The following is a 22,459-nucleotide window of genomic DNA, read 5'->3' on the forward strand; positions in this document are numbered from 1 at the left end:
ATTTGGAGACTGGGGCCGGTTTTCCGGCCCCTTTTTTTTGCAGGACAATGAAACAAAAAAAGCCGACACATATGACTGTGTCGGCTTTTAGTGGTGAGGATATTGACGTTATAGCGCGACGGTTACCCCTTCTAAGAATGATCGTGACGCCGCTTCTGCCAGAACCAGGGCTCGCAGGCCGTCTTCGCCAGACGTCAAGGGCTCTGTGCCTCCGTCCAGTATATCTCTGAAGTGCAATACTTCGCGCCGGTAGGCCGAGGCGTAACGTTCCAGGAAAAAATGCTGAATTTTATCTGTTGATTCGCCACTGCCCGTATTAATGCGAACAGTACTTTCGTGCCTGTTGCCTGCACAGGCGAGGCCAAGGCTGCCATGGACCTCAATCCTTTGATCATAACCATACACAGCGCGGCGGCTGTTGGATATCTGGCACAGTTTACCGGACGCGGTGCGAAGGGTCACGAGCGCACTGTCGATATCACCTGCGTCCGCAATCTGGGGATCGATGAGGCAGCTTGCCTGCGCGGTCACGAAGGCCGGTTCTTCACCAAGCAACCAACGCGCCATGTCAAGGTCATGGATCATCATGTCTTTGAATAGCCCGCCACTTGTTTTGATATAGGATACCGGTGGAGGGGACGGGTCGCGGCTGGTAATGTGTACCATCTCGACGTCGCCAATTAGTCCCTCACTGGTCCGACGTTTAAGCGCTGCGAAATCGGGATCGTAGCGCCGATTGAAACCAAGGAGCAGGGGCACGTTCCGTGCAGTCGCTCTCGCGATCGCCTTTTCCGTTCGGCCAACATCGAGCGCGACCGGTTTTTCGCAAAATATTGCTTTGCCTGCGTCGGCTGCCTGCTCAATCAGGTCCGCGTGGGTGTTTGTAGCGCTGGCAATGACGACTCCGTGCACGGCAGGGTCTGCCAGTGCGGTCTCAAGATCCGTCACCTGCCCACCACATTGCCCTGCGATTCTGGCCGCTGCCTCTGCTACCGGGTCCACGATGTGTCGTAACTCGATGCCGTCTGTCGCTGCTATATTGGCAGCATGTATCAATCCGATGCGACCTGCGCCAATCAGACAAATCCCATGACTCATATTGGGTTTCCTCCCAGAAAAATTACAAAACAGAATTAAAATTCTTGACCTATTATTAAAATAGAATAAATATTTCTTTTCGTAAATGGTATTTATATACAAAGGTCATCGCGCATCGTACCACGGGCGTCAATCTACCGGGGAGGGCTTATGTTTGAGCATATCACAGACTATCGCAATGGTTTCGAAGTGGGCTATACCGCTATCACGGAGCACACCGATCCAAACGAACCAACCGGGATTGGCGTTGCAGTTTGGCGATTGCAGGCAGGCGACAGTATAAGCGTGCAGTTCAAGAACGAGACAGCGTGGCTTCTCATGAGCGGCAAAGTCACCCTCAAGATTGGCGGCAAAGTGTTGACGTGGTCGCGGGGGTCATTGTTTGATGAACATCCCTCCTGCGTGCACGGAGCAAAGGGCGTTGAGTTTCAGGTAATCGCCGACACCGATGCCGAGTTTACCATCTATCAGTGCGACAATACTGCGACGTTCCCGACTGAAGTTTACGCCCCCGAGAAGGGGATTGATGAACCGCGGGGCAAGGGGCAGGTTGGTGGAACCTGCTTGCGTTTTGTGCGCACTATCTTTGATGACACGAACTCGTCGCCTGATGCCCAGCTTGTTTTGGGTGAAGTTATCACGATGCCGGGGAAATGGTCATCCTATCCGCCGCATCATCACGCTCAACCCGAGATATACCATTACCGCTTCACGGACCCGCGTGGTTGGGGGCACGGTGAGTTGGATGATGATGTGCTTAAAATTCGCCCCTATGACAGTGTTCGTATACTTGATGAAAAGACTCATGCGCAGGTCGCAGCACCTGGGTACGGCATGTACTATGCCTGGGTTATTCGCCATCTGCCGGACAGTCGTTATGGCATCCCCGAATTTGTTGATGAGCATGCCTGGACCATGGATAAAGACGCGGACTTCTGGCAGCCCAAAGGGATTACCCTATGACACGCGAAAAGTGCCTTGATGTCATCTGTATGGGGCGAGCTGGCGTCGACCTCTACGGTGAGCAAGTGGGCGGATTGCTGGAGGATATGAGCAGTTTTGCCAAGTATATTGGCGGCTGTCCGGCGAATATTGCTGTGGGGACGGCCCGGTTGGGGCTCAAAAGCTCCCTTCTCAGTCGTGTAGGGGATGAGCATATGGGCCGCTTCATCCGTCAGACGCTTGTCGCGGAGGGTGTGGATGTCAGCCACCTCCGCACAGACAAAGACCGGCTTACCGCGCTGGTGTTTCTGGGGATACGTGACCGGGATACCTTTCCGCTGATCTTTTACAGGGAAAACTGCGCCGATATGGCCCTGGACGCAGATGATTTTGACGCCGACTACATCGCATCGGCAAAAGCCTTGGTCGTGACGGGGACACATTTGTCCAAACCCGGTGTGCGGCATGCCAGCTTTAAAGCTGTAGAATATGCAAGAGCCGCAGGGACTAAGGTTGTCTTCGATATAGACTACCGTCCAGTACTTTGGGGGCTTACGGCGCTTGGTCTTGGTGAGGAACGTTTTGTGGCGGATTCAGCCGTTAGCGAAAGCGTGGCCGAAATACTTCCGCTTTGTGATCTGATCGTCGGCACAGAGGAAGAGTTCCACATTGCGGGGGGCTCCACTGATACGATGTTGGCACTGAAGCAAGTGCGGCAGAAAAGTGATGCGACGCTGGTGCTGAAATTGGGTCCGGAGGGTTGCACAGTTTTTGAGGGTGATATCCCTCACAAGCTTGAGGAAAACAAACTCCAACCTGGTTTTCCGATTGAGGTGTTTAATGTTCTGGGGGCAGGGGATGCCTTCATGTCGGGCTTGCTGCGAGGCTATATTGCCGGGCGCGATTGGGACGAAAGCTGTCGCCTTGCAAATGCCTCCGGTGCGCTGGTCGTTTCACGGCACGGCTGTGCACCTGCCATCCCCAGTTACGAGGAAATACAGCACTTTATCGCCAAAGGTAGTGCGCATCATAGCTTGCGCCATGATCAGGAACTTGAGCAATTGCATTGGTCCACCACACGCCAGCGAAAGTATGACGAGGTGCTGGCGTTCGCCTTTGATCACCGAAAGCAGCTTGAAGACATGGCCAGAGATGCGGGCAAGGGCACCGAGGCCATCGCTGAATTTAAGACGCTGTGTTTCAAGGCATTTTCACAGGCGAAGGTCCATTATAGTGGCCGGGGTCTCGGCTTGCTGTGTGATAGCCGGCTTGGGCAAGATGCCCTTGATGAGGCCAGCGGTGGCGATATATGGATAGGACGGCCAATTGAATATCCGGGGTCGAGGCCCCTTAAGTTTGAGGGTGGCCCCAGCCTGATGCAGACACTGCGTGAGTGGCCTGAGGAACACTGCGTGAAATGCCTCGTTTTTTACCATCCCGACGATACTGAATCGTTGCGGGCGGAACAAGAAGCTGAATTGCTTCGTCTGGCAGCTGCAGCGCGGGCAACGCGCCATGAACTGTTGGTCGAAATTATACCGCCTGTTGATCTGCCTCGGTCAGATCACACTATCGCCAACGTCATAGAACGCCTCTACGATATCGGCATTTATCCTGACTGGTGGAAATTACCTAGCCCGTTGTCGGATGATGAATGGCAGACGTTGTCAGACATTGTGCGCGAGCGTGACCCACATTGCCGGGGTATTGTCCTTCTTGGCCTTGATGCACCCGAAGCGGATGTGATGGCGGCAATAATAACTGCTGCGCAACATTCTGTCTGCAAGGGCTTTGCTGTTGGCCGTACCATTTTTGGTGACGTTGCCCGCGGCTGGTTTGCGGACGATATTGCAGACGAACAAGCAGTGGCAAGTATGGCGGAACGATACCGGCGTTTGATTGATGGCTGGATCACTGCCCGTGAAACAGCCTCGGCGAAGCAAAAGGTAAAGGCATGAAAACGACACGCTTAACGATGGGTCAGGCGCTGGCGCGCTACCTGATTGCGCAATCCGTTGACGTGGACGGAGAAATATTGCCAATGTTTGAGGGTGTTTTTGCGATCTTTGGGCATGGCAATGTTGCAGGCTTTGGGGAGGCACTGTCACAGGTACAAGACAGCCTCCCGACGTTTAGGGCACATAATGAGCAGGCTATGGCTCATGCTGCAATTGCTTTTGCCAAAGCCAAGCGACGGCGCCAGATGATGGCATGCACTACCTCTGTAGGGCCAGGAGCGACCAACATGGTTACGGCCGCAGCGCTTGCCCATGTCAACCGGTTGCCGGTGCTGTTGTTACCGGGTGATACGTTCGCGAACAGGCGTCCGGACCCGGTCTTGCAGCAGATAGAGAACCCCCAATGTTCTATTGAAGTTGCGAATGAATGTTTCCGCCCGGTCAGTCGCTATTTTGACCGTATTACGCGACCTGAGCAGCTTGTAACAAGTTTACCGCAAGCCATGCGGGTGCTGACGTGCCCGGCGGATTGCGGCCCGGTTACACTTTGTTTGCCACAGGATGTGCAGGCGGAGGCTTATGACTTCCCTCAGGCGATGTTTGAGCCTCAGGTGCACAGGATGCGCCGTCAGGGGCCTGATCTGCATGAGCTTGAGAGGGCGGTACAATTGCTTTCCAAGGCTTCCAGGCCACTCATTATTGCTGGTGGCGGTGTTTTGTACAGCAAGGCGGAAGAAGCGTTGTCTTCTTTCGCGCATCATCGCGGTATTCCTGTTGCAGAAACGCAAGCGGGTAAAGGTAGTCTGTCGTGGGCGTCTGAACTCAATGTTGGCGGTATCGGGGTTACCGGCACCAAAGGCGCCAACGAATTGGCGATGGAAGCCGACCTGATTTTGGCGGTTGGCACCCGGCTTGCTGATTTCACGACCGGGTCGCGGTCGCTGTTTGCGAACCCCGACGTGCAGATATTAAATCTCAATGTAGCAGCGTTTGACGCGGTGAAGCATCGTAGCGTGCCGTTGGTCTGTGATGCGAGGTTGGGGCTCTCTTTGCTTGAAGAGGTGATGCCTCCGGCTGAGGGACGCCGAGTGCAGGCCGCGGAAAAAAGAAGAGAATGGAATGAGGTCACTCAGAACGTGACCAAACCGGATACCCGTCCGCTGCCGTCCGACGCACAGATTTTGGGCGCACTGAACCGTGCGGTGGATGCTCGCGATGTAATTGTCGCCGCAGCGGGCGGGTTGCCTGGAGAATTGCACAAGCTTTGGCAGGTCAAAGCACCCGGTACATATCATCTGGAATATGGTTTCAGTTGCATGGGGTACGAAATCGCTGGCGGTTTGGGCGTTAAGATGGGGACCCATGACTGTGATGTGTTCGTACTTGTAGGTGACGGTTCCTACCTGATGATGAACTCTGAGCTTTCGACATCCATTTTGATGGGCCAGAAGCTGATTGTGGTGCTTGTGGACAATGGTGGCTTTGGCTGTATCAACCGACTGCAAGCGGGCACCACGTCGCGTCCCTTCAATAACCTTTTCGACAGCGGTACACGCATTGACGGGGTGAGGCCGATTATTGATTTTGTGGCTCATGCTCGTTCGCTTGGTGCGCGTTCTGAAAAAGTAAACGGGATAGGAGATCTGGCCTCTGCGGTACGCCGCGCGAAGGTTGCAGACAAAACCAGCGTCATCGTGATTGACGCTGACCCTTCGGTCAGCACCGATGAAGGTGGCCACTGGTGGGATGTGCCCGTTGTAGAGCAATCGGATAGCGCTGGGGCCGATGAACGGGTTTCGCATTATAACCAAATGAAAAGAAAGCAAAAAATTGATGGCTGATAACGTCCGTATCGGCACCAATCCGATCGCGTGGTCCAACGACGACATGCGTGAACTGGGTGGTGCGACCCCTCTTGAGGTTTGCTTAAGCGAGGCAGCAGAGGCGGGATATACCGGGATAGAACTGGGTCACAAGTTCCCGCGTGACGCAAATCTACTTAAACCTATCTTGGCGGCGCATGACATTGAGCTTGTTTCAGGATGGTATTCTTCCGAACTGCTCTCTCGCTCCGTTGAGGAGGAAATCAGGGCTCTTGAACCACACTTGTCGCTGTTGACGGCGATGGGGTGCGAGGTCGTCGTCTGGGCGGAAACCAGCCGCTGTATACACGGCGAGCAAGGGGCCAAACTCTCTTCACGTCCTGTTATGACTGAGGAAGAATGGCCGGTGTTCACTCAGCGGCTGTCTGAGATTGCGGCGCACCTATCCAGACGTGGACTGAAACTCGCATATCACCATCACATGGGTACGGTAATTGAAACCGAGCCGGAGATTGATCGCTTGATGGTTGAAACGAGCGATGATGTTGGTCTTTTACTTGATACGGGGCATTTAACCTTTGCTGGCGGCGATCCTCTCGCGGCGGTGCGTCGCCATATAACCCGTATTGTGCATGTTCACTGCAAAGATGTGCGCAACGCTGTGTTGGCGGGAGTGAAAGCGGAGGATACCAGCTTTTTGCAGGCTGTTGTCGATGGTGTGTTTACGGTACCTGGGGACGGAGACGTTGACTTTCTGCCTTGCCTTCAAGTGCTGGCAGCTGCGGGTTACAAAGGCTGGCTTGTGGTTGAGGCTGAGCAGGACCCCGCGAAAGCTAATCCGTTTGAATATGCCAAATTGGGATACAACACACTTTCTCAACTCTCGCGGGAGGCCGGGCTTGCATAAGCCCGGTTTATCTCTGATTTATTAATCAAGGTTGAGCCAAGTTCGTTGCTCGGCTGACGTAATCCATGTGTCAATTATCCGCTCAATGTCGCGCGCCTGATAGAGGTCGACGGGTACGGGGGCGCCCGCCACAATCGCTTTCATCAACCTGTTCACCTCAATGATCTTAAGGTCGTTGTAGCCAAGGCCATGTCCCGGAGCAGGGCAAAATGCGCCAAAGTCCGGACAACTGCTATCCACCAGCAAGGTCTTGAAGCCCGCGCGCCCAATCGGTGCATTGGCTTCATACAGCCTCAGTTCATTCATGCGCTCCTGATCAAACTCAATACTGCCTTTGGTGCCAACGATCTCGAAGGCAAGCCCCTGTTTTTTGCCGAGGGCGATACGGCTGGTTTCGAGGATGCCCATCGCACCGCTTTCGAATCTCACAAGTGCTTGCGCCTGATCATCGTTTTCCACGGTTCGCATCGTACCTGTGTGATCTTTGCGTCTCTGGATGACCGTAGTGGTATCGCCCGACAATGAAGAGGCCGGCCCGGCAAGATGCATGGCCATGCCTATAATATGGGACCCCATGTCGCCTAGCGCGCCGGTGCCTGCTGCGGTGCGTGAGCAACGCCAACTGAAGGGCACGTCAGGGCTGGCCATGTAATCTTCGTTATGTCTGCCGCGGAAATGTACGATCTCTCCCAGTTCCCCGCTGTCGATCATGGTTTTTGCAACGCTGATCATCGGATTGCACAGATAGTTGTAGCCCAGCATATGGACCAATGGATTTGTATTTGTTGTTTGCGCTTCGTACGCATTGATGATTGCTTCAGCTTCTGTTGCATCGAGAGCGAGCGGCTTTTCGATATAAACATGTTTACCGGCTTGAATTGCCGCGATGGCCATTTCTTTGTGTAGCGCGTTCGGCGTCGCGATGGCGATGACATCAATATCGTCGGCATCCAGCAAGTCTCGCCAGTTTCCGGTGCCGCGTTTGAAACCAAGGGATGTTGCTTCTTGGTCGGCTTTTTGCTGGTCAATTTCGGCGAGAGCCCGACAAACAGGCCTTGCGGGTCCGCCAAAAACCGCATTGTGCGCTGCGTAAGCGATAGCGTGGGTTTTGCCGATGTAACCGCTACCAATTAACCCAATACCTATGTCTCGCATAAGCTTCCTTCCCGAAGTCTGTGCGTGAGTTTATTTGGGCGCTGCAGGAATATATATTCTGCAGCGGAAATTTGCATTCCTTTTTTTACATGGCGGGCTATACTTGCCCACTAAGTCATAAACGCAGCAGAAACTTCACCTAACAGGAGGCCAGTGGGGCATGGTAAAAAGCGAAGGCCGGGCAGGGTATAGTTTTGACCAATTCAATATCGTACTTGCGGGCCGGTTTGATGGTTTGAGCAAGCAGCTCAAGAAGATTGCGCGTTTTATTCTCGATAATCCGGTAGATACGGCGCTCGATACGGCGGCCGATATAGCCAACCGGCTTGAAGTACAGCCGTCAAGTTTGATCCGTTTTGCGCAAGCCTTGGATTTTGAAGGTTTTTCGGAGATCCAGAAAATCTTCCGGAATAATCTGCTGCAGCAGCTACCTGGCTATTCGGCAAACTATTCGGACCGCATCCAGAAATTGAAAGAGGGTGCATCGGAAGGGGGTGACGGCGTTCACCCCATACTCAACGTGTTCCTTGAGGCAAACAGGGATGCGCTTGCCGGGCTGCAAAGCGAGGTGTCCGTTGCAAGGCTCGACGAAGCCATCGACATGATCAAGGCTGCCAGCAATGTTTATATCCTTGGTCAACGCCGATCATTTCCGGTTGCCAGTTATCTATACTATATGATGCGGAATATGGAGATGCGGGCCTTTTTGCTGGACGGCGTTGGCGGTAACTTGACTGAACAGGCGCGTCTGATTAGTGAAGGTGATGTGCTGGTGGTTGCAACTTTCCCCAATTACGCGGATGAAGTGATCGGTGTAGCGAAACAGGCGCGTGATAGTGGTGCTAAAGTCATTGCGATGACAGATAAATTGGTGAGCCCTATCGTTAAGCTTAGCGACAGCTATTTTCTCACGGACAAAGTGACAGTAAGTGGGTTCCGTACCGTCACTGGTACAATGTGCCTGGCGCAAGCCCTGGCTATTGGCCTCGGATTTGACGGTGAACAGATCGTCGCCAAATGAACCTTTAAAGCCAATCATCTGCCAGAAAATCCGAGGCGAGTAGGCCAATCAGAATTGATATATTGACATTGTCCAAAAAAAGAATAAAAATTCTAAAAATAGGTCACAAAAAAATGTAAATTCTTAACGGGCGCTAAGCTCTCTGGGGAGGGGGATTATGTTGGCTCTGGTAACTTTTGTCGCGTTTACCGCATTTGTGGCGATCGTGGCTTACTGGAAAACAAAAGACGATCACATGGACAGTTCCGATGCCTACTTTTTGGGAGGTCGGTCACTGACAGCTTGGGTAATCGCGGGCTCGCTTATGCTCACGAACCTGTCGACGGAACATCTTGTCGGGCTCAATGCAGATGCCTTTAATCATACAATAGCCGTGATGGCGTGGGAAACCACAGCTGCGTTGGCTATGGTGGTTACGGCACTATATTTTTTACCGAGATACTTAAAAAGTGGCCTCACCACTATCCCTGAATATCTGGCGAACAGGTTTGACCAGCAGACGCGGACGATCGCATCACTCTTGTTTCTGTTCTCCTATGTTATTGCAATTTTACCAGTTGTGCTTTTGTTTGGCGCGACGGGACTTGAAAGTCTGTTCGATGTTTCCGCGACGTTTGGGATCAGCAAACCTGCGGCCACGTGGCTCATGGTTTGGGGGGTCGGTACACTTGGCTCTTTATACGCGATATTTGGCGGCCTTAAGGCTGTGGCAATTTCCGACACAGTAAATGGGGTGGGCTTTTTGATTGCCGGGTTGCTGGTACCTGTACTGGCTCTGATGGTTGTGGGGGACGGTGATGCCTGGGCGGGCCTACAGGAAGTTTATGTTGACGAGCGACCCAAATTTGACATCACCGGCGATGAACCGGGCTCTTTCTTGCCGTTTGGTGTGCTGTTTACCGGCATGATCGTAAACCAGATTTTTTTCTGGTGTACCAATCAGTCCATTATCCAGCGAGCTCTTGGCGCCAAGAATTTGGCTGAAGGACAGAAGGGGGTACTGATCGCGGCATCCTTTAAACTTCTGGGTCCCTTTATTATCGTGCTGCCGGGGGTTATTGCCTACCACATGTTCAAGAATGAATTAGCGCCGGAAGATTATCTTCTTGCGTATCCAATGTTGGTCAAGACGGTGCTGCCTGACGCTCTTGTGGGCTTTTTTGCCGCGGTTATGGTCGGTGCGGTTCTCAGTACCTTCAACAGTGTGCTCAATAGTTCCGCAACACTTTTCAGCCAAGGCATCTATCGCGGGCTGATCAATCCGTCTGCGGACGGACCGACAATGGTTAGAAGCGGGCGCTATTGCAGTGTGGCCTTGGCGTTAATAGCGATGGGCTTTGCGCCGCTGATCGATACTAGTGGCAGCTTGTTTAACTATCTGCAAAAGATCAATGCAACCTTCTTTGGCCCTATGTTGGCCGTTATCCTGCTGGGCATGACCACGCGGTTCGTTTCTGCACGTGCGGCAAAAGCGGGCATGGTGTTGGGGCCAGTCATTTTCTATCTGCTGGTGTTTGTATTTGCCGACAGTGTGCAAGTGTTTTTTCAAGGGATTCTTGGGACCGAAGAAAATATCCACTTCCTGCATTTTCTGGCGCTGGTATTTGTCGTGACTACGCTTCTTATCTTGGCCATTAGTAAGATTTACCCGGCATATACCGGATATAGGGAAGTATATACAAACGAGGTAGATATCACACCTTGGCCACATGCGCGCAAGGCAGGGGCAGCGATCTCAGTTGTCACAATTCTCTTTTATGTGCTGCTGGCACAGTGAAACGTCAGGAGATGATGATGTTCAAGTTTAAACCAACAATAACCGTAGCTACAATTGCCTTGCTGGCTGGCGCTGCCTGCGCGCAAGAGAGCGAGCAAAAGCGATCTGGCTCTGAGACTATCTCGTTTCTGGCGTTCGGTGATAGCGGTTATCATTATGGCTACCAAAAGAAGAAGCTTTGGGAAGAACCGTTTCGCACGCTGGAGGCGTTCGAGGCAGATTATCGCGCTGATTGGCGTGAAGATAAAAAGACGCCCTCCGAGTTTCAGATGCCGTCGCTCTATTTTCATCCGGAGATGGGCGGCTATATTATGCGCAGTGGGCAGCAACCCGTCGCTGATGCGATGAAGGCTTACTGTGAAGTCAACGCCTGTGAATTCGGGATGATGCTTGGCGACAATATATATCCTGACGGTGCAACGCTTGGCGCTGATGGTATAGATGATGACAAGCGCTTCGAGGATATTTTTACCATTCCATATCAAGGGCTTGGCGCGGATGATCCAGAATTCCGTATCTATACCGCCTTGGGGAACCATGATTGGCACACCTCGCGAGAGGGGGCGATGGCGCAGGTTGATTATATGGAAAAATCGGACCAGTTTTACATGGACGGTATTTTCTATCGCGTGAAGCCCGAGGCAGGGAATGGTGATGTAGAGCTGTTTGTCATCGATACCGAAGTGTTGCTGTCAGGTGTCGGTTATCCGGAAGCGATCCTCAACGAAGATGGTAGCGAAATGAAAGGCACTGGACCGGACGACATTGACGAATGGGCAAAACCCATCAATGACGCCGAGCGCAATATGGTACCCTGGCTTGAGGATGCGCTTAAAAACTCCACCGCGAAATGGAAGTTTGTAGTTGCGCATCACCCCCTATGGTCGACTGGTGGGTCCAAGTTCGAACAGGCCAAAGCGCTTAGAGAGCTTTTGCTGCCGACACTATGTGAGTATGCGGACGTGTATTTTGCGGGGCATGAGCACTCTCTGGAAGTGCATACGGACACGTGTGAAACTACCCCGCAGGGAAAACGTGAAAAACCTTTGCTGCATGTGTTGTCTGGCGCGGCTTCCAAGGAACGCTCAACCCACAACAAATTCGCGGCCTTTCAAGCTGAAGCCTACCCACAGCAGACAGCACACTATGTGCGCGGGATGATCTGGGGTTTTACCCATGTTGAGTTGAAAGGGGACGAAGGTGTTGTCCGGGTAATTTCCACGCCAACAGACGGATCGGGGGAACCTTACGTGGAGTATGAGCACAAGTTTGAAAATCGCGGCCATTGAAGCGAGTGCGCGGAATGCCCTCTAAGGGGCATTCCGTTTCCCAGTTTGCGAACCGGCGCCTATCTCTATTCTGAAGTCATACTCGTGCGGCGATCGTTTATCAGTTTATTCTTTCTCAGCCAGCTTTGATCTATGATAATACCTCATCAACCATGGTACCGAGGGGGTGTTGTCAGTTTTATGGTGTTTAAACGTTTTTCGAAATTGTGTTGCCTCGCTGCGGTCCTGTCAGCTTGCGCACCACAGGCGGAAAAGCCTGTGGAATATGATTATATCATCAAGGGCGGGGCTGTTTATGCTGGCGGCGGCAATCCGGTGCAATATGTCGATATTGCAGTCCTTGGCGATCAAATTTCCTACATAGGCCCGAATGAGGCAAAAGACATCCCTGCCCGGGAGGTCATCGACGCAACCGGACTGGTCGTGGCGCCCGGGTTTATCGACCCGCATACCCATAGTCTTGGTGACCTTCAGTCGAGCGGGAAAAATCTTAACCTCAATTATCTCAAGCAGGGAGTTACTACCGTATTCGCGGGTAACGATGGTGCTGGAAGCCCGAATGTCGCTGAGGTTATGAGGGGCTTGGAACAAGGCGGTGTGGGCACCAATATAGCGCTTTACATTGGGCATGGAGCGGTAAGGCGCGCCGTTATGGGTGATGAAAGTCGCGCGCCGACGCCTGCCGAGCTGGATACAATGAAGGCACTGGTCAAAAGCGGCATGCAGGAAGGGGCGCTTGGCTTGTCATCTGGGCTTTATTACGCACCGGGCAGTTTTGCGGATACCGATGAAATTGTGGAGCTGGCGTCGGTGGTTGCTGGCTATTGCGGTGTATACGACAGCCATATCCGGGATGAGAGTTCCTATACAGTGGGGCTGTTGGCTGCTGTCACCGAGGCCATTGAAATTGGCCGCCGCGCGGGGGTGCCTACTCATATCTCTCACATTAAGGCATTGGGTGTTGATGTGCACGGTATGAGCAATGAGGTAGTGGCTTTGGTGGATGAAGCCCGTGTCGCTGGCCTTAAAGTCACGGCCGATCAATATCCATGGCTGGCGTCCGGTACAAGTATTGCGGCTAGCCTTGTTCCCCGCTGGGTGATGGCCGGAGGCGGTGACGTTATGAAGTCGCGCCTGGTGGATGCCGATTTAAGGCTAAAAATCCGCGCTGAAATGGCGGAAAATCTTCGTCGCCGCGGCGGAGCAGGAAGCCTGCTTCTAGTCGGAGAAAACACTGAATGGCGAGGAAAAACACTTGCGCAAATGGCGGCCCGGTGGGGGGATGACGCCATAGATGCCGCTATCAGAATTATAATGGCCGGGGACACAAGCGTCGCGTCGTTTAATATGAACAAGGATGACGTTGCGTATTTTATGCAACAGCCCTGGGTTATGACAGGGTCGGACGGCAGTTCTGGGCACCCGCGAAAATATGGGACCTATCCACAAAAATACCAGCAATATGTTGTGAAGGATCGGGTGTTGTCTTTGGCGGAGTTTGTTCACAAGAGCAGTGGGTTGGTGGCGGATACCTTTGGCATGGCACGGCGGGGTTATCTGCGTGAGGGATATGTCGCGGACATTGTTGTTTTTGATCCGCACGCTTACCGCAGCAATGCCAGCTACACCGAACCCGACCGTCTATCCTCGGGGGTGCAGTATCTTTTTGTTGGTGGCCAGCCTGCTATTTGGGCAGGTCAGGAAACCGCAGTTATTGCCGGACGCATTATCAGAAATGAAGCGAATTGCGCTGTAGGGCGATCGGGGCGCTGATACCTGGTACCCGGTAGCGCACCTGGGTTGCGTCTTGTGGCTGGACTCTGATGCAGCCCTGTGGCAGGGCTGGCAGGAATCGTATTAGTGAGTTAACGTGGATCGAATAAAATCAGATGAACCAAGCTTTCCCATTGCTTGATAAGCTTCGCCGGGGCACTGCGGATTTGCATGAAGCATTGCACGAGCACCCGCTATTGTATCCTCTGCAGAATGAGGGCATCACACAAGAGCATTTCGGCGTGATTTTGCAAGCCTCCCACGCAGCCTATTCAGTCATGGAGGCCGCCCTGGATTATTCATCATCGTTGGCGCCGCTTTCCCGTTTTCCGGATACCGACGTGCTCACTCTTTTGCAGAGCGATCTTGCCCGGCATAGTGTTTCCCCGTGCCCAGTCCCTGCTATTGATTATCCAGCGGTGGATACGATCAGCAAACTAGCGGGTTATCTGTATGTAAAGGAAGGGTCCAGTCTAGGAGGGCAAATAATTTCACGAAATCTAGAGCGTCATTTAGGCTTGCGACCAGGGGAGGATCAGCGGTTCTTCGCCGGGTATGGGAGGGAGACTGCCAGTCGGTGGCGTCATTTTCTCGCCCTGCTGCGCGCGGACGCGGCTGAAGTGGATGCGGATGAAGCCATGGAGCAGGCACGAGCGTCATTTTTGGCTGTTCACGCGAGTTGCGACTATGTCGCAAGCCGGGCTGGCGTTGACTAACTCTTGTTTTTTGAGGGGTACACGCCGTGTAACACTGTCTCAAAGTGGCGGAAAACGAGATCGTCGCAGTTGCAGGACATTTGTCTGATAAGATCAATATCCTTGATAATAAGGCGTCCCCGAGCGGTCTCTACACTTCGATTTGATTTGAACCCGGCCATGACCCGCGCGATGTAACTTCGGCCAACGCCCAGCATATTGGCAAGTTCTTCCTGTCGTATAGCTATCACCAGATCATTCGTACGTGCAGTTGATGCCAGAATCCATTTTGATACACGTTGTTCTATGGTGTGAGTGGCGTTACAGGCGACAGCTTGAAAAATCTGTGAGATCAGACAATCCGCGTAGCGCGAGAAAAGACTGGCAATACTGGCGGATTGTTCTTTGGCACGCTCCAGGTTTTTTGATGTAATTTTTATACCAATGCCGGGCATGCGAACTTCGGCTCGGCAATAAGCTGGTAGGTGGCCTTTGCTGACAATGCCGCCAACCGCGCCTTCGCGTCCAATAAGTGCGGTTTCAACCGCGCGAGCATCTTCCAGCATCACCATGAAAGATATCAGGGCTTCGTTGCAGGGAAATATTGCGTGATGCACATCGTCGCCCGCCTCATAGACCACGTCACCGGCATGAAGGGCATACGGTTGAATATATGGTACGAGCAATGCCTTATCCGCAGGCTTCAACGTTTTCAGCAGGTTGTTTTTTTCTAATAACAGTTCATGGCTTTGGTCGTGTTTCATTGTCAGTGCTTTGTTTGCCGGTTAGTCGATATCAGCGAAGTTGTGTATACTTGTGCGCATACACTTGCCAACGATTATGTATAAGAGGAGGCTGTAAATAGCGAACTTTAAATTTATCTGTTTTTCCGGGTCTGTTATCTTAAGTATATACGCTCAAGGTCTAATTCTTGGTGACGTGGGTGTGAACTTCGCTTAAGTTGCAGGAGAGATATGTAGACTAATTCGGGGGTCAAGCTTGGTGAACGTACCGAGAGAGCAACTTTCAGAAGATCAGCTAAAAGAAGCGCTTGATCATTGCGCTAGTGAGCCCATCCACATTCCTGGCTCTATACAGCCCCATGGTTTGTTGGTTGTGTTGGCTGATGACTTGACAATTACCCGTGTGAGCCGCAACGCAGAATTATTTCTTGGTATTAAGCCGGAAGACTGTATCGGGCAGAATATTTCTGCGTTTATTGCGACGGGGCAGATAGAAAAACTGAAGGAAATAGCGCGTGATGCGCCGTTGCAGCCTATTCAGTCTCTCGAACTCACTCTCGGAGAGAGGGTGTGCAGTGCTGTGGCCCATATAAGTGGGTCCGCTTTGATTGTTGAGTGTGAATACATCCCGGTGGAAGCGCCTGCTGCCAGTCGTCTCCATGATCATTTGCGCAATTTTGCTATCGGGATGCACCAAGCCACCCAGTTGCCCACGATGTTTGCTCATATGACAGAGAGCATCCGCGCATTAACTGGCTTTGACCGAGTGAAACTGTATCGTTTCGATGCAGATTGGCATGGAGAAGTGGTGGCTGAAAGCCGTAGCGAGCATATGCCAAGCTATCAGGGGCTACATTTTCCGGCGTCCGACATTCCGGAGCAGGCACGCCGCCTTTATATGCAGCAATATCTCCGCCTGATTGCCGATACCAGTTACCGGCCTGTTGCACTTTACCCCGCTTTCGACCCGGCGCTGGAAGCGCCTCTTGATATGAGCCAGTGTATGCTGCGTAGCGTTTCACCCGTGCATATTCAGTATCTTGAGAATATTAATATCAAGGCATCCATGTCTATTTCGGTCATCCAGAGTGGTAAGCTGTGGGGCTTGGTCGCATGTCATCATAGCAGCCCCCGCCATGTGCCATACGCGGTACGCCATATATGCGAAATAATGGGACATATTTTTTCCGCACAGCTTTCGATGCTGGAGGGGGCCGCAAAACGGGAAGCGCAGCAAAAGCGCGACGAACTGGTTCGCGAATTGGCATCTAATCTTGATCTCAATTCATCGGTAGACAAGCTGCTGGATCAAACTCACCAATTGGCAAGTGAAGCACTGAGCGCACAAGGTCTCGTGGTAAAAGTTCATCCTGAAATATTGAGGTACGGGAATGTTCCATCCCGCAAGATTGTCGCCCAACTTGTCGATTGGCTGAACAAACAAAATGACTGGACGTTTTTGCACACAGATGATGCACAGACATATTTCAAGGGCGTTGAAGGGCTGGAGGGACTGACTGGCGGGCTGCTGGCTGTTCCCATCAGCTCCAAGAGCTACGATTATATTATCTGGTTTCGCGATATGAGGGTTCAGGAAGTTGTTTGGGCGGGTAACCCTGAAAAGCCGGTTGAGGAAACCAAAGCCGGTTATCGGCTGACACCGCGCAGTTCCTTCGAATTGTGGAAACAGACAGTCAGTCAGAAATCACCCCCCTGGACTGCGGATGATATCGAAACAGCCAAAGGTGTAGTTAACGTTCTGTTGGAGACAGAAAAGTTGAGTGCAGAGGAGGCCAACAAGGCTAAGACAGAGTTCCTTGCAAATATGAGCCACGAAATCCGAACGCCGATGAACGCTATTATCGGTTTGTCCCGTATGTTGATGCAGCGGGGCCAGTTAAACGAAGAGCAGGCTGAAATTGTTCAGACCTTGCAGCTCAGTGCAGATGGTTTGCTGGCTCTTATCAATGATCTGCTGGATATTTCCAAGATCGAAAGCCGTAATCTGGAGTTTCAGAAAATAGCATTTGATTTGCCCAAGCTTCTCGAAGACGTCATCAGGATAATATCGGTGTGGGCAGACGATAAGGAGTTAAGTGTCAAGCTAGACCAAAGGCTTGACGGTTTAACCCAGTTTCAGGGCGACCCTGCGCGTATTCGGCAAATTCTGCTGAATTTGGGTAGCAACGCCATCAAGTTTACTAACGAAGGCACGGTCATTGTCTCCGCCGCAGTCAGGCGCGAAGTTGATGAAGCGGTTACCATTGTTGAGTTAAGCGTCACTGATACAGGTATAGGTATCGCTGCCGACAAGCAGGATACGATTTTCCATAAATTTGTTCAGGCGGATAGTTCTATTTCCCGCGAGTATGGGGGCACGGGGCTTGGTCTTGCCATTAGCAAGACATTAGCAGAAGGGATGGGCGGTGATATCTCGCTAACCAGCGTGGCGGGAACAGGCTCGACCTTTACGGTAGCTATTCCTTTGCCTGTCGTAGAAGGGGGGCTTTCGACTGGTGACGCGGATGCGCAGGAAAGTACTGTCGAGCCAAAGCAGACCAAGGTTCTTCTCGTTGAAGATTATCCAGCAAATATATTGGTTGCGAGCTTCTATCTTGAAAATGGAGGCTTCGAATTCGATGTAGCAGAAAGCGGTGAGAAGGCGATAGAGCTTATAAATGAATATAGGTACGCAGCGATCCTGATGGACGTGCAAATGCCGGGACTGGATGGCTTTGAGACTACGGCCGCCATTCGGAAAATGGAAGCTGGGGCAGGCCACGTTACCCCGATTATCGGGATGACGGCGCATGCTCTCGCGGGGGATCGCCAGCGATGTCTCAATGCTGGCATGGACGATTACATCGCGAAGCCTATCGACGAAGAAGAATTACATAGCAAATTAAACGCCCACATCACATAAGCCGGTCAATAGCTTAACAGGGAGGTTCTGACTGTTGCTTAAAGTCTTGATGGGCGGGCTGGTATATAGGCACCACCACCATAGTTTGATTAAAGATAACTATGGCGGAGGGTTCTTCATGCAACGACCGCTGGCACACTATGCCTTGTCAGTCAGAGATATCGGCTTTGTCGTGACGTTCACGTAATTGATCATCAGGTTCGCCCCATGTGCGATTGACTTTGACGCCGCGTTTTACCGCCGGACGATCTGCAATCTGTTCGGCCCACCGGATAACGTTTTTATACTCGTGAACAGAAAGGAATTCGGCGGCGCTATAAAGACCTCCACGTACCAATAGTCCATACCATGGCCAAATAGCTATGTCCGCGATGGAGTAATCGTTCCCAGCCATATACTCATGATTCGCCAGGTGTTTATCAAGCACATCCAGTTGACGCTTCACTTCCATGCTGAAGCGATCGATTGCATACTCTATTTTTACCGGGGCATAGGCGTAAAAATGACCAAACCCACCGCCAAGATATGGCGCGCTACCCATTTGCCACATGAGCCAGTTCATGCATTCTGTACGTGCCTTTGCGTCCGTCGGTAGCAACACACCAAACTTTTCTGCCAGATAAAAAAGTATCGAACCACTTTCGAAGACACGTGTTGGTGTTGACGTACTATGATCCATCAGTGCCGGGATTTTGGAGTTAGGATTAACGTCAACAAAACCTGACCCGAATTGGTCGCCTTCCTGAATATTGATGAGCCACGCGTCATATTCAGCATCCTCATAACCAGCTTCCAGAAGCTCTTCCAGCATCACGGTCGCCTTCACCCCGTTGGGCGTGGCCAGAGAATAGAGTTGTATTGGATGTTTGCCCACAGGAAGAGGTTTGTCGTGGGTAGACCCTGATACTGGACGGTTAATATTGGCAAACCTGCCTCCGCTTCCCTTCTCCCACTTCCATATTTCTGCTGGAGAATAATCGGAAAGTTCCTGGGTCATAATTTGTGTCCTTCAGTTTCGCGAAACCTTGTCCAGTTTCAAGAGGGGGTCGTCCAGCATCCATTGCCGTGCCCTTCAGCTATGTAGGTCCGCGTGCCTCGTTATCCAAGGAAGATGACTTAATTTATATCAAAACATGATGGTGGGGCGTCAACCATGAGATGCCGGTATCGCAGTAGATGACCTGCTTCTATCAAGGCATCGGACGGATGACTGCACTCGGTTCAGTCGTTACGGCTTTCCAGACTAAAGGGTAAGGACTTTTTTTGCAGGCTGCGCATCCGATTGTAGGCTGACATTACATGAGACTGCATCGAGTGATCAGCCCAGTCGCCGTCCCGTGCTTCCATGCTGTCGATAATTTCCTTGTGGTGAGAATTACTCCGCGTAAGTTCTGCCGCTGTGAAGTTGTGGGCAACTTTGTAGACAATGGGTGGAGAGATGAGCCGCTCAAGCGCTTGAGCCAAAATTTGACTGTTCGCGGCTGATACAATGGTCTGGTGAAATGCGGCGTTCTCTTCAAGGAAACCTGGAATGTCAAAAGGAGGGCCGCTCGCCAGAATTTTGTCGATCTCATCTGTATGGCGGCGAAGGGCGGCAATCTGTTCATCTGTTATATATTTGCTGGCGCGGCGGGCAACCAAACCTTCAGTCATTGCTCGCAGTTTGAAGATGTCTTCAAGTTCGTGTTCTCCCCAATCTGCGACAGCAACGCCAGAATTCGGCCGCATGACCAGATAGTTATCGGCCGTCAATTGTTTGATCGCCTCTCTGATCGGGGTGCGGGATACACCGATCAAAGCCACAAGCTTTGCCTCAATGAGGCGCTCACCTGGCGTGAATGTTCCATCCAGCACGGCGTTTTTTATCACGTTATAAGCTTTGTCCCGCGATTTACTCACTTCCGGCCCTCAATTTTGAAATTCATCGCCCGTGGTTGCCACGGTCAGCCTTGTGGATAAAGTTTTTAAACGCATTGGGCGCATGGGGCAAGAGAGGTGGCGTTATGGATCGAGGTAACAGCGGTATTTATGACCATCCGAGGATGGTCAGTTACAATTAAATTATTCCTTCATCGGCGAGGGCCTGAAGGTCGGTCTCGCTGTAGCCCAGAACCGCTCCATATATGTCCTGATTATGTTGCCCCAACTCTACCGGCCCGGGCCAGTTTACCTGCCCCGGCGTGTCGGACAGCTTGGGAAAGGTATTTTGCATGGCGAGTTTGCCAAAATTTGGGTGATCAACTTCTATCAGGGCTTCGCGTGCTTTGTAATGGGGGTCCTTGAACATATCCTCCGCTTTGAAGATTTTGCCAGCAGGAATTCCGTGCTCATCCATCATTGTCTGGACGTCCTGCGCAGACTTATCCTTGCTCCAGTCTGCTATCATCTTGTCCAGTTCCTGTTGTCGTTCACCGCGCGCCTTATGGGTCGCATAGCGTGGGTCTTCGGCAAGTTCAGGTTTGCCCATGGCCACTGCAAGGCGTTTCCACACGGTATCCTGATTGGCGGCGATTAGAATGTCCCCATCTGTTGTCGGGTAAGCATTCGATGGGGCTACTTTGGGTAAGATTGATCCGGTCCGCTCTCGGTTGTACCCGCTATGGGAATACTCGGCGGCGACGGATTCGGTCATTGCCAGTACGGCCTCATAGATCGCGCTGTCCACGACCTGACCTTTCCCGGTCTTTTCGCGATTGTAAAGTGCCATCAGCGCGCCAATTGTGGCGTATGTTGCAGCCAGTGAATCGCCAATTGACAAGCCGATCCGGCTCGGTGGTGTGCTGGGGTCACCCGCCAGATTTCGCATGCCGCCCATGGCTTCGCCAATGGAGCCGTACCCGGCTTTTGAAGAATAGGGCCCGCTTTGGCCATAGCCGGACACGCGAATCATGATCAATCGCGGATTGATGGCGCTCAATGTTTCATAGTCGAGACCCCAGCGTTCCATTGTGCCAGGGCGGAAGTTCTCAAGAATAAAGTCGGCTTCTTTTACCAGTTCCTTGAGGATGTCCTGACCTTTCGGCTCCCGCAGATTCAAGGTAATGCATTTTTTGTTCCGGGAAACAACAGGCCACCACAGCGGCGCGGCTTGGCCCCATTTGCGCATGGGGTCACCGATACCGGGCGCTTCAATCTTGATGACTTCAGCCCCGTGGTCAGCCAACAGTTGCCCACAAAACGGGCCGGCGATGAGCTGCCCGAGTTCCAAGACTTTCAAGCCTTTCAGTGCGCCGAAATCCAATGACCCTGCCATTTTACCTCTCCCGTAACCGAACGTTCTGACCATTTATAACGTCATTTTTTCAAAAATGTATACAAAATATAAGAATATGGCAAAATAAACTGATTATATCTTGATATTGTATGCAATTGATGTTTGGATTGCATTAAGCCTTAATGGAAAGCAGTGGGTAGGGCATGGAACCATCAGTCGAAATCGTGGAAGTCAGCGCTCGTGACGGGCTGCAAAATGAAAGTGCGGTCTTTGAGACATCAGAAAAGGTGCGCTTGATCGAGGCGGCCTTGAGTGCTGGGCTTAAGCGGCTGGAAGTGGCCAGTTTTGTTAACCCCAAGCGTGTGCCGCAGATGGCGGATGGCGAGGCTGTTATAGCAGCGCTGCCAGACAAATCTGATGTCACTTATATCGGCCTAGTGCTGAACAAGCGCGGTCTGCTTCGCGCGCTGGAGACCAGGTCAGGTGGCAAGAGAGGCGTTGACGAAGTCGGCCTTGTTGCTGTGGCGACAGATACATTTGCACAGCGCAATCAAGGGCAGACCAGTCTGGAGTCTGCTGAACTTTGTCGCGATATGCTGGCGCTTGCCAGCCGAGAGGGAATGCGAGGGCAGGTTACATTGTCTGCTTCATTTGGCTGTCCATTTGAGGGGCGTGTCAGCTTCGACCATGTGATTAATATGGCAACCATCGTTGCCGAAGGCGAACCTGTCGAAATCGCTATTGCTGACACAATCGGCGTCGCCAGTCCGGCCCGCGTCACAGAATTGGTGGAGCGTTTGGGTGCTGTGTTGCCGGAGATGCCTTTAAGGGCCCATTTTCATAATACGCGAGGTACTGGGCTTGCCAATGCTTACGCAGCGTACCATGCGGGCGTGAAAACCCTTGACGCTTCGATCGGTGGGCTTGGTGGTTGCCCTTTCGCGCCCAAGGCTACGGGTAATATCTCGACGGAAGAACTTGTTTATATGCTGGAAGAAAGCGGGATTGGCACGGGGGTTGACCTGGCCAGGCTTTTGGAAAGTACAAAGTGGATAGAAAGCCATCTTGGCCGACGGCTACCGTCTTTGGTGGCTCAGGCGGGGGCGTTCCCAACACCGGAAGTTGCCTGTCTTTGAATTAA

General features: G+C 52.1%; 17 protein-coding genes. 11 read left to right on the plus strand and 6 right to left on the minus strand.

The features are described from left to right. Nucleotides 1-108: 108 nt before the first annotated feature. The gene (gene iolG / locus ACN0VM_RS05275; protein WP_417449803.1) at nucleotides 109-1,098 is read right to left on the minus strand and encodes an inositol 2-dehydrogenase; all 990 of its coding nucleotides are present in this window, start codon (nucleotides 1,096-1,098) and stop codon (nucleotides 109-111) included. Between the two features lie 150 nt (nucleotides 1,099-1,248). On the opposite strand from iolG, the gene ACN0VM_RS05280 reads away from it, so the two are divergent. The 4 genes from ACN0VM_RS05280 to iolE are packed head-to-tail and all read left to right on the plus strand — an operon-like array spanning nucleotide 1,249 to nucleotide 6,728. Further along, on the plus strand, nucleotides 1,249-2,061 hold the full coding sequence (locus ACN0VM_RS05280) for a 5-deoxy-glucuronate isomerase (protein ID WP_417449804.1): 813 nt from the start codon (nucleotides 1,249-1,251) through the stop codon (nucleotides 2,059-2,061). Beyond that, nucleotides 2,058-3,998: a bifunctional 5-dehydro-2-deoxygluconokinase/5-dehydro-2-deoxyphosphogluconate aldolase gene (locus ACN0VM_RS05285; RefSeq protein ID WP_417449805.1), complete on the plus strand. Its 1,941-nt coding sequence runs from the start codon at nucleotides 2,058-2,060 to the stop codon at nucleotides 3,996-3,998. The genes ACN0VM_RS05280 and ACN0VM_RS05285 overlap by 4 nt, the downstream gene beginning before the upstream one ends. Then, complete coding sequence (iolD, locus tag ACN0VM_RS05290; protein ID WP_417449806.1) at nucleotides 3,995-5,839, plus strand: 3D-(3,5/4)-trihydroxycyclohexane-1,2-dione acylhydrolase (decyclizing); 1,845 nt, start codon at nucleotides 3,995-3,997, stop codon at nucleotides 5,837-5,839. The genes ACN0VM_RS05285 and iolD overlap by 4 nt, the downstream gene beginning before the upstream one ends. Next, nucleotides 5,832-6,728: a myo-inosose-2 dehydratase gene (gene iolE, locus ACN0VM_RS05295; RefSeq protein WP_417449807.1), complete on the plus strand. Its 897-nt coding sequence runs from the start codon at nucleotides 5,832-5,834 to the stop codon at nucleotides 6,726-6,728. Before iolD ends, iolE begins: the two co-directional genes overlap by 8 nt. Nucleotides 6,729-6,749: 21 nt before the next feature. Here the strand turns inward: iolE and ACN0VM_RS05300 are convergent, their stop codons facing one another. Then, a complete protein-coding gene (locus tag ACN0VM_RS05300) occupies nucleotides 6,750-7,883 on the minus strand; it encodes a Gfo/Idh/MocA family protein (protein WP_417449808.1) in 1,134 nt (377 codons plus the stop codon). 160 nt (nucleotides 7,884-8,043) lie between these two features. Here ACN0VM_RS05300 and ACN0VM_RS05305 point away from each other — a divergent pair, with 160 nt between their 5' ends. The 5 genes from ACN0VM_RS05305 (at nucleotide 8,044) to ACN0VM_RS05325 (ending at nucleotide 14,459) form a co-directional block, all read left to right on the plus strand. After that, nucleotides 8,044-8,904, plus strand: coding sequence for a MurR/RpiR family transcriptional regulator (locus ACN0VM_RS05305; RefSeq protein WP_417449809.1), 861 nt, complete (start codon nucleotides 8,044-8,046; stop codon nucleotides 8,902-8,904). Between the two features lie 157 nt (nucleotides 8,905-9,061). Beyond that, nucleotides 9,062-10,681 carry a solute:sodium symporter family transporter gene (locus tag ACN0VM_RS05310; protein ID WP_417449810.1) on the plus strand — a complete coding sequence of 540 codons (1,620 nt, stop codon included), beginning with the start codon at nucleotides 9,062-9,064 and terminating at the stop codon, nucleotides 10,679-10,681. Between the two features lie 17 nt (nucleotides 10,682-10,698). Beyond that, nucleotides 10,699-11,970, plus strand: coding sequence for a metallophosphoesterase (locus ACN0VM_RS05315; RefSeq protein WP_417449811.1), 1,272 nt, complete (start codon nucleotides 10,699-10,701; stop codon nucleotides 11,968-11,970). 258 nt (nucleotides 11,971-12,228) lie between these two features. After that, nucleotides 12,229-13,743, plus strand: coding sequence for an N-acyl-D-amino-acid deacylase family protein (locus ACN0VM_RS05320; protein ID WP_417449812.1), 1,515 nt, complete (start codon nucleotides 12,229-12,231; stop codon nucleotides 13,741-13,743). A gap of 116 nt (nucleotides 13,744-13,859) precedes the next feature. Beyond that, entirely contained in the window at nucleotides 13,860-14,459 is a 600-nt protein-coding gene (locus ACN0VM_RS05325) for a biliverdin-producing heme oxygenase (protein ID WP_417449813.1), read from the plus strand. Here ACN0VM_RS05325 and ACN0VM_RS05330 read toward each other — a convergent pair. Further along, entirely contained in the window at nucleotides 14,456-15,202 is a 747-nt protein-coding gene (locus ACN0VM_RS05330) for a Crp/Fnr family transcriptional regulator (protein ID WP_417449814.1), read from the minus strand. The two genes, ACN0VM_RS05325 and ACN0VM_RS05330, sit on opposite strands and share 4 nt — an antisense overlap. Nucleotides 15,203-15,440: 238 nt before the next feature. Here ACN0VM_RS05330 and ACN0VM_RS05335 point away from each other — a divergent pair, with 238 nt between their 5' ends. Then, nucleotides 15,441-18,104 (plus strand): ATP-binding protein, encoded by a 2,664-nt coding sequence (locus ACN0VM_RS05335; protein WP_417449835.1) that lies wholly within the window; start codon nucleotides 15,441-15,443, stop codon nucleotides 18,102-18,104. Nucleotides 18,105-18,252: 148 nt separating this feature from the next. Here the strand turns inward: ACN0VM_RS05335 and yghU are convergent, their stop codons facing one another. The 3 genes from yghU to ACN0VM_RS05350 form a co-directional block, all read right to left on the minus strand. Next, nucleotides 18,253-19,101 carry a glutathione-dependent disulfide-bond oxidoreductase gene (gene yghU, locus ACN0VM_RS05340; protein ID WP_417449815.1) on the minus strand — a complete coding sequence of 283 codons (849 nt, stop codon included), beginning with the start codon at nucleotides 19,099-19,101 and terminating at the stop codon, nucleotides 18,253-18,255. A 224-nt stretch (nucleotides 19,102-19,325) separates the two neighbouring features. Then, nucleotides 19,326-20,003 carry a GntR family transcriptional regulator gene (locus ACN0VM_RS05345; RefSeq protein ID WP_417449816.1) on the minus strand — a complete coding sequence of 226 codons (678 nt, stop codon included), beginning with the start codon at nucleotides 20,001-20,003 and terminating at the stop codon, nucleotides 19,326-19,328. 157 nt (nucleotides 20,004-20,160) lie between these two features. After that, nucleotides 20,161-21,357 (minus strand): CaiB/BaiF CoA transferase family protein, encoded by a 1,197-nt coding sequence (locus ACN0VM_RS05350; RefSeq protein WP_417449817.1) that lies wholly within the window; start codon nucleotides 21,355-21,357, stop codon nucleotides 20,161-20,163. A gap of 164 nt (nucleotides 21,358-21,521) precedes the next feature. On the opposite strand from ACN0VM_RS05350, the gene ACN0VM_RS05355 reads away from it, so the two are divergent. Then, entirely contained in the window at nucleotides 21,522-22,454 is a 933-nt protein-coding gene (locus tag ACN0VM_RS05355; RefSeq protein ID WP_417449818.1) for a hydroxymethylglutaryl-CoA lyase, read from the plus strand. Nucleotides 22,455-22,459 lie beyond the last annotated feature (5 nt).

This window comes from Kordiimonas sp. (assembly GCF_048260245.1).
GTDB lineage: Bacteria > Pseudomonadota > Alphaproteobacteria > Sphingomonadales > Kordiimonadaceae > Kordiimonas.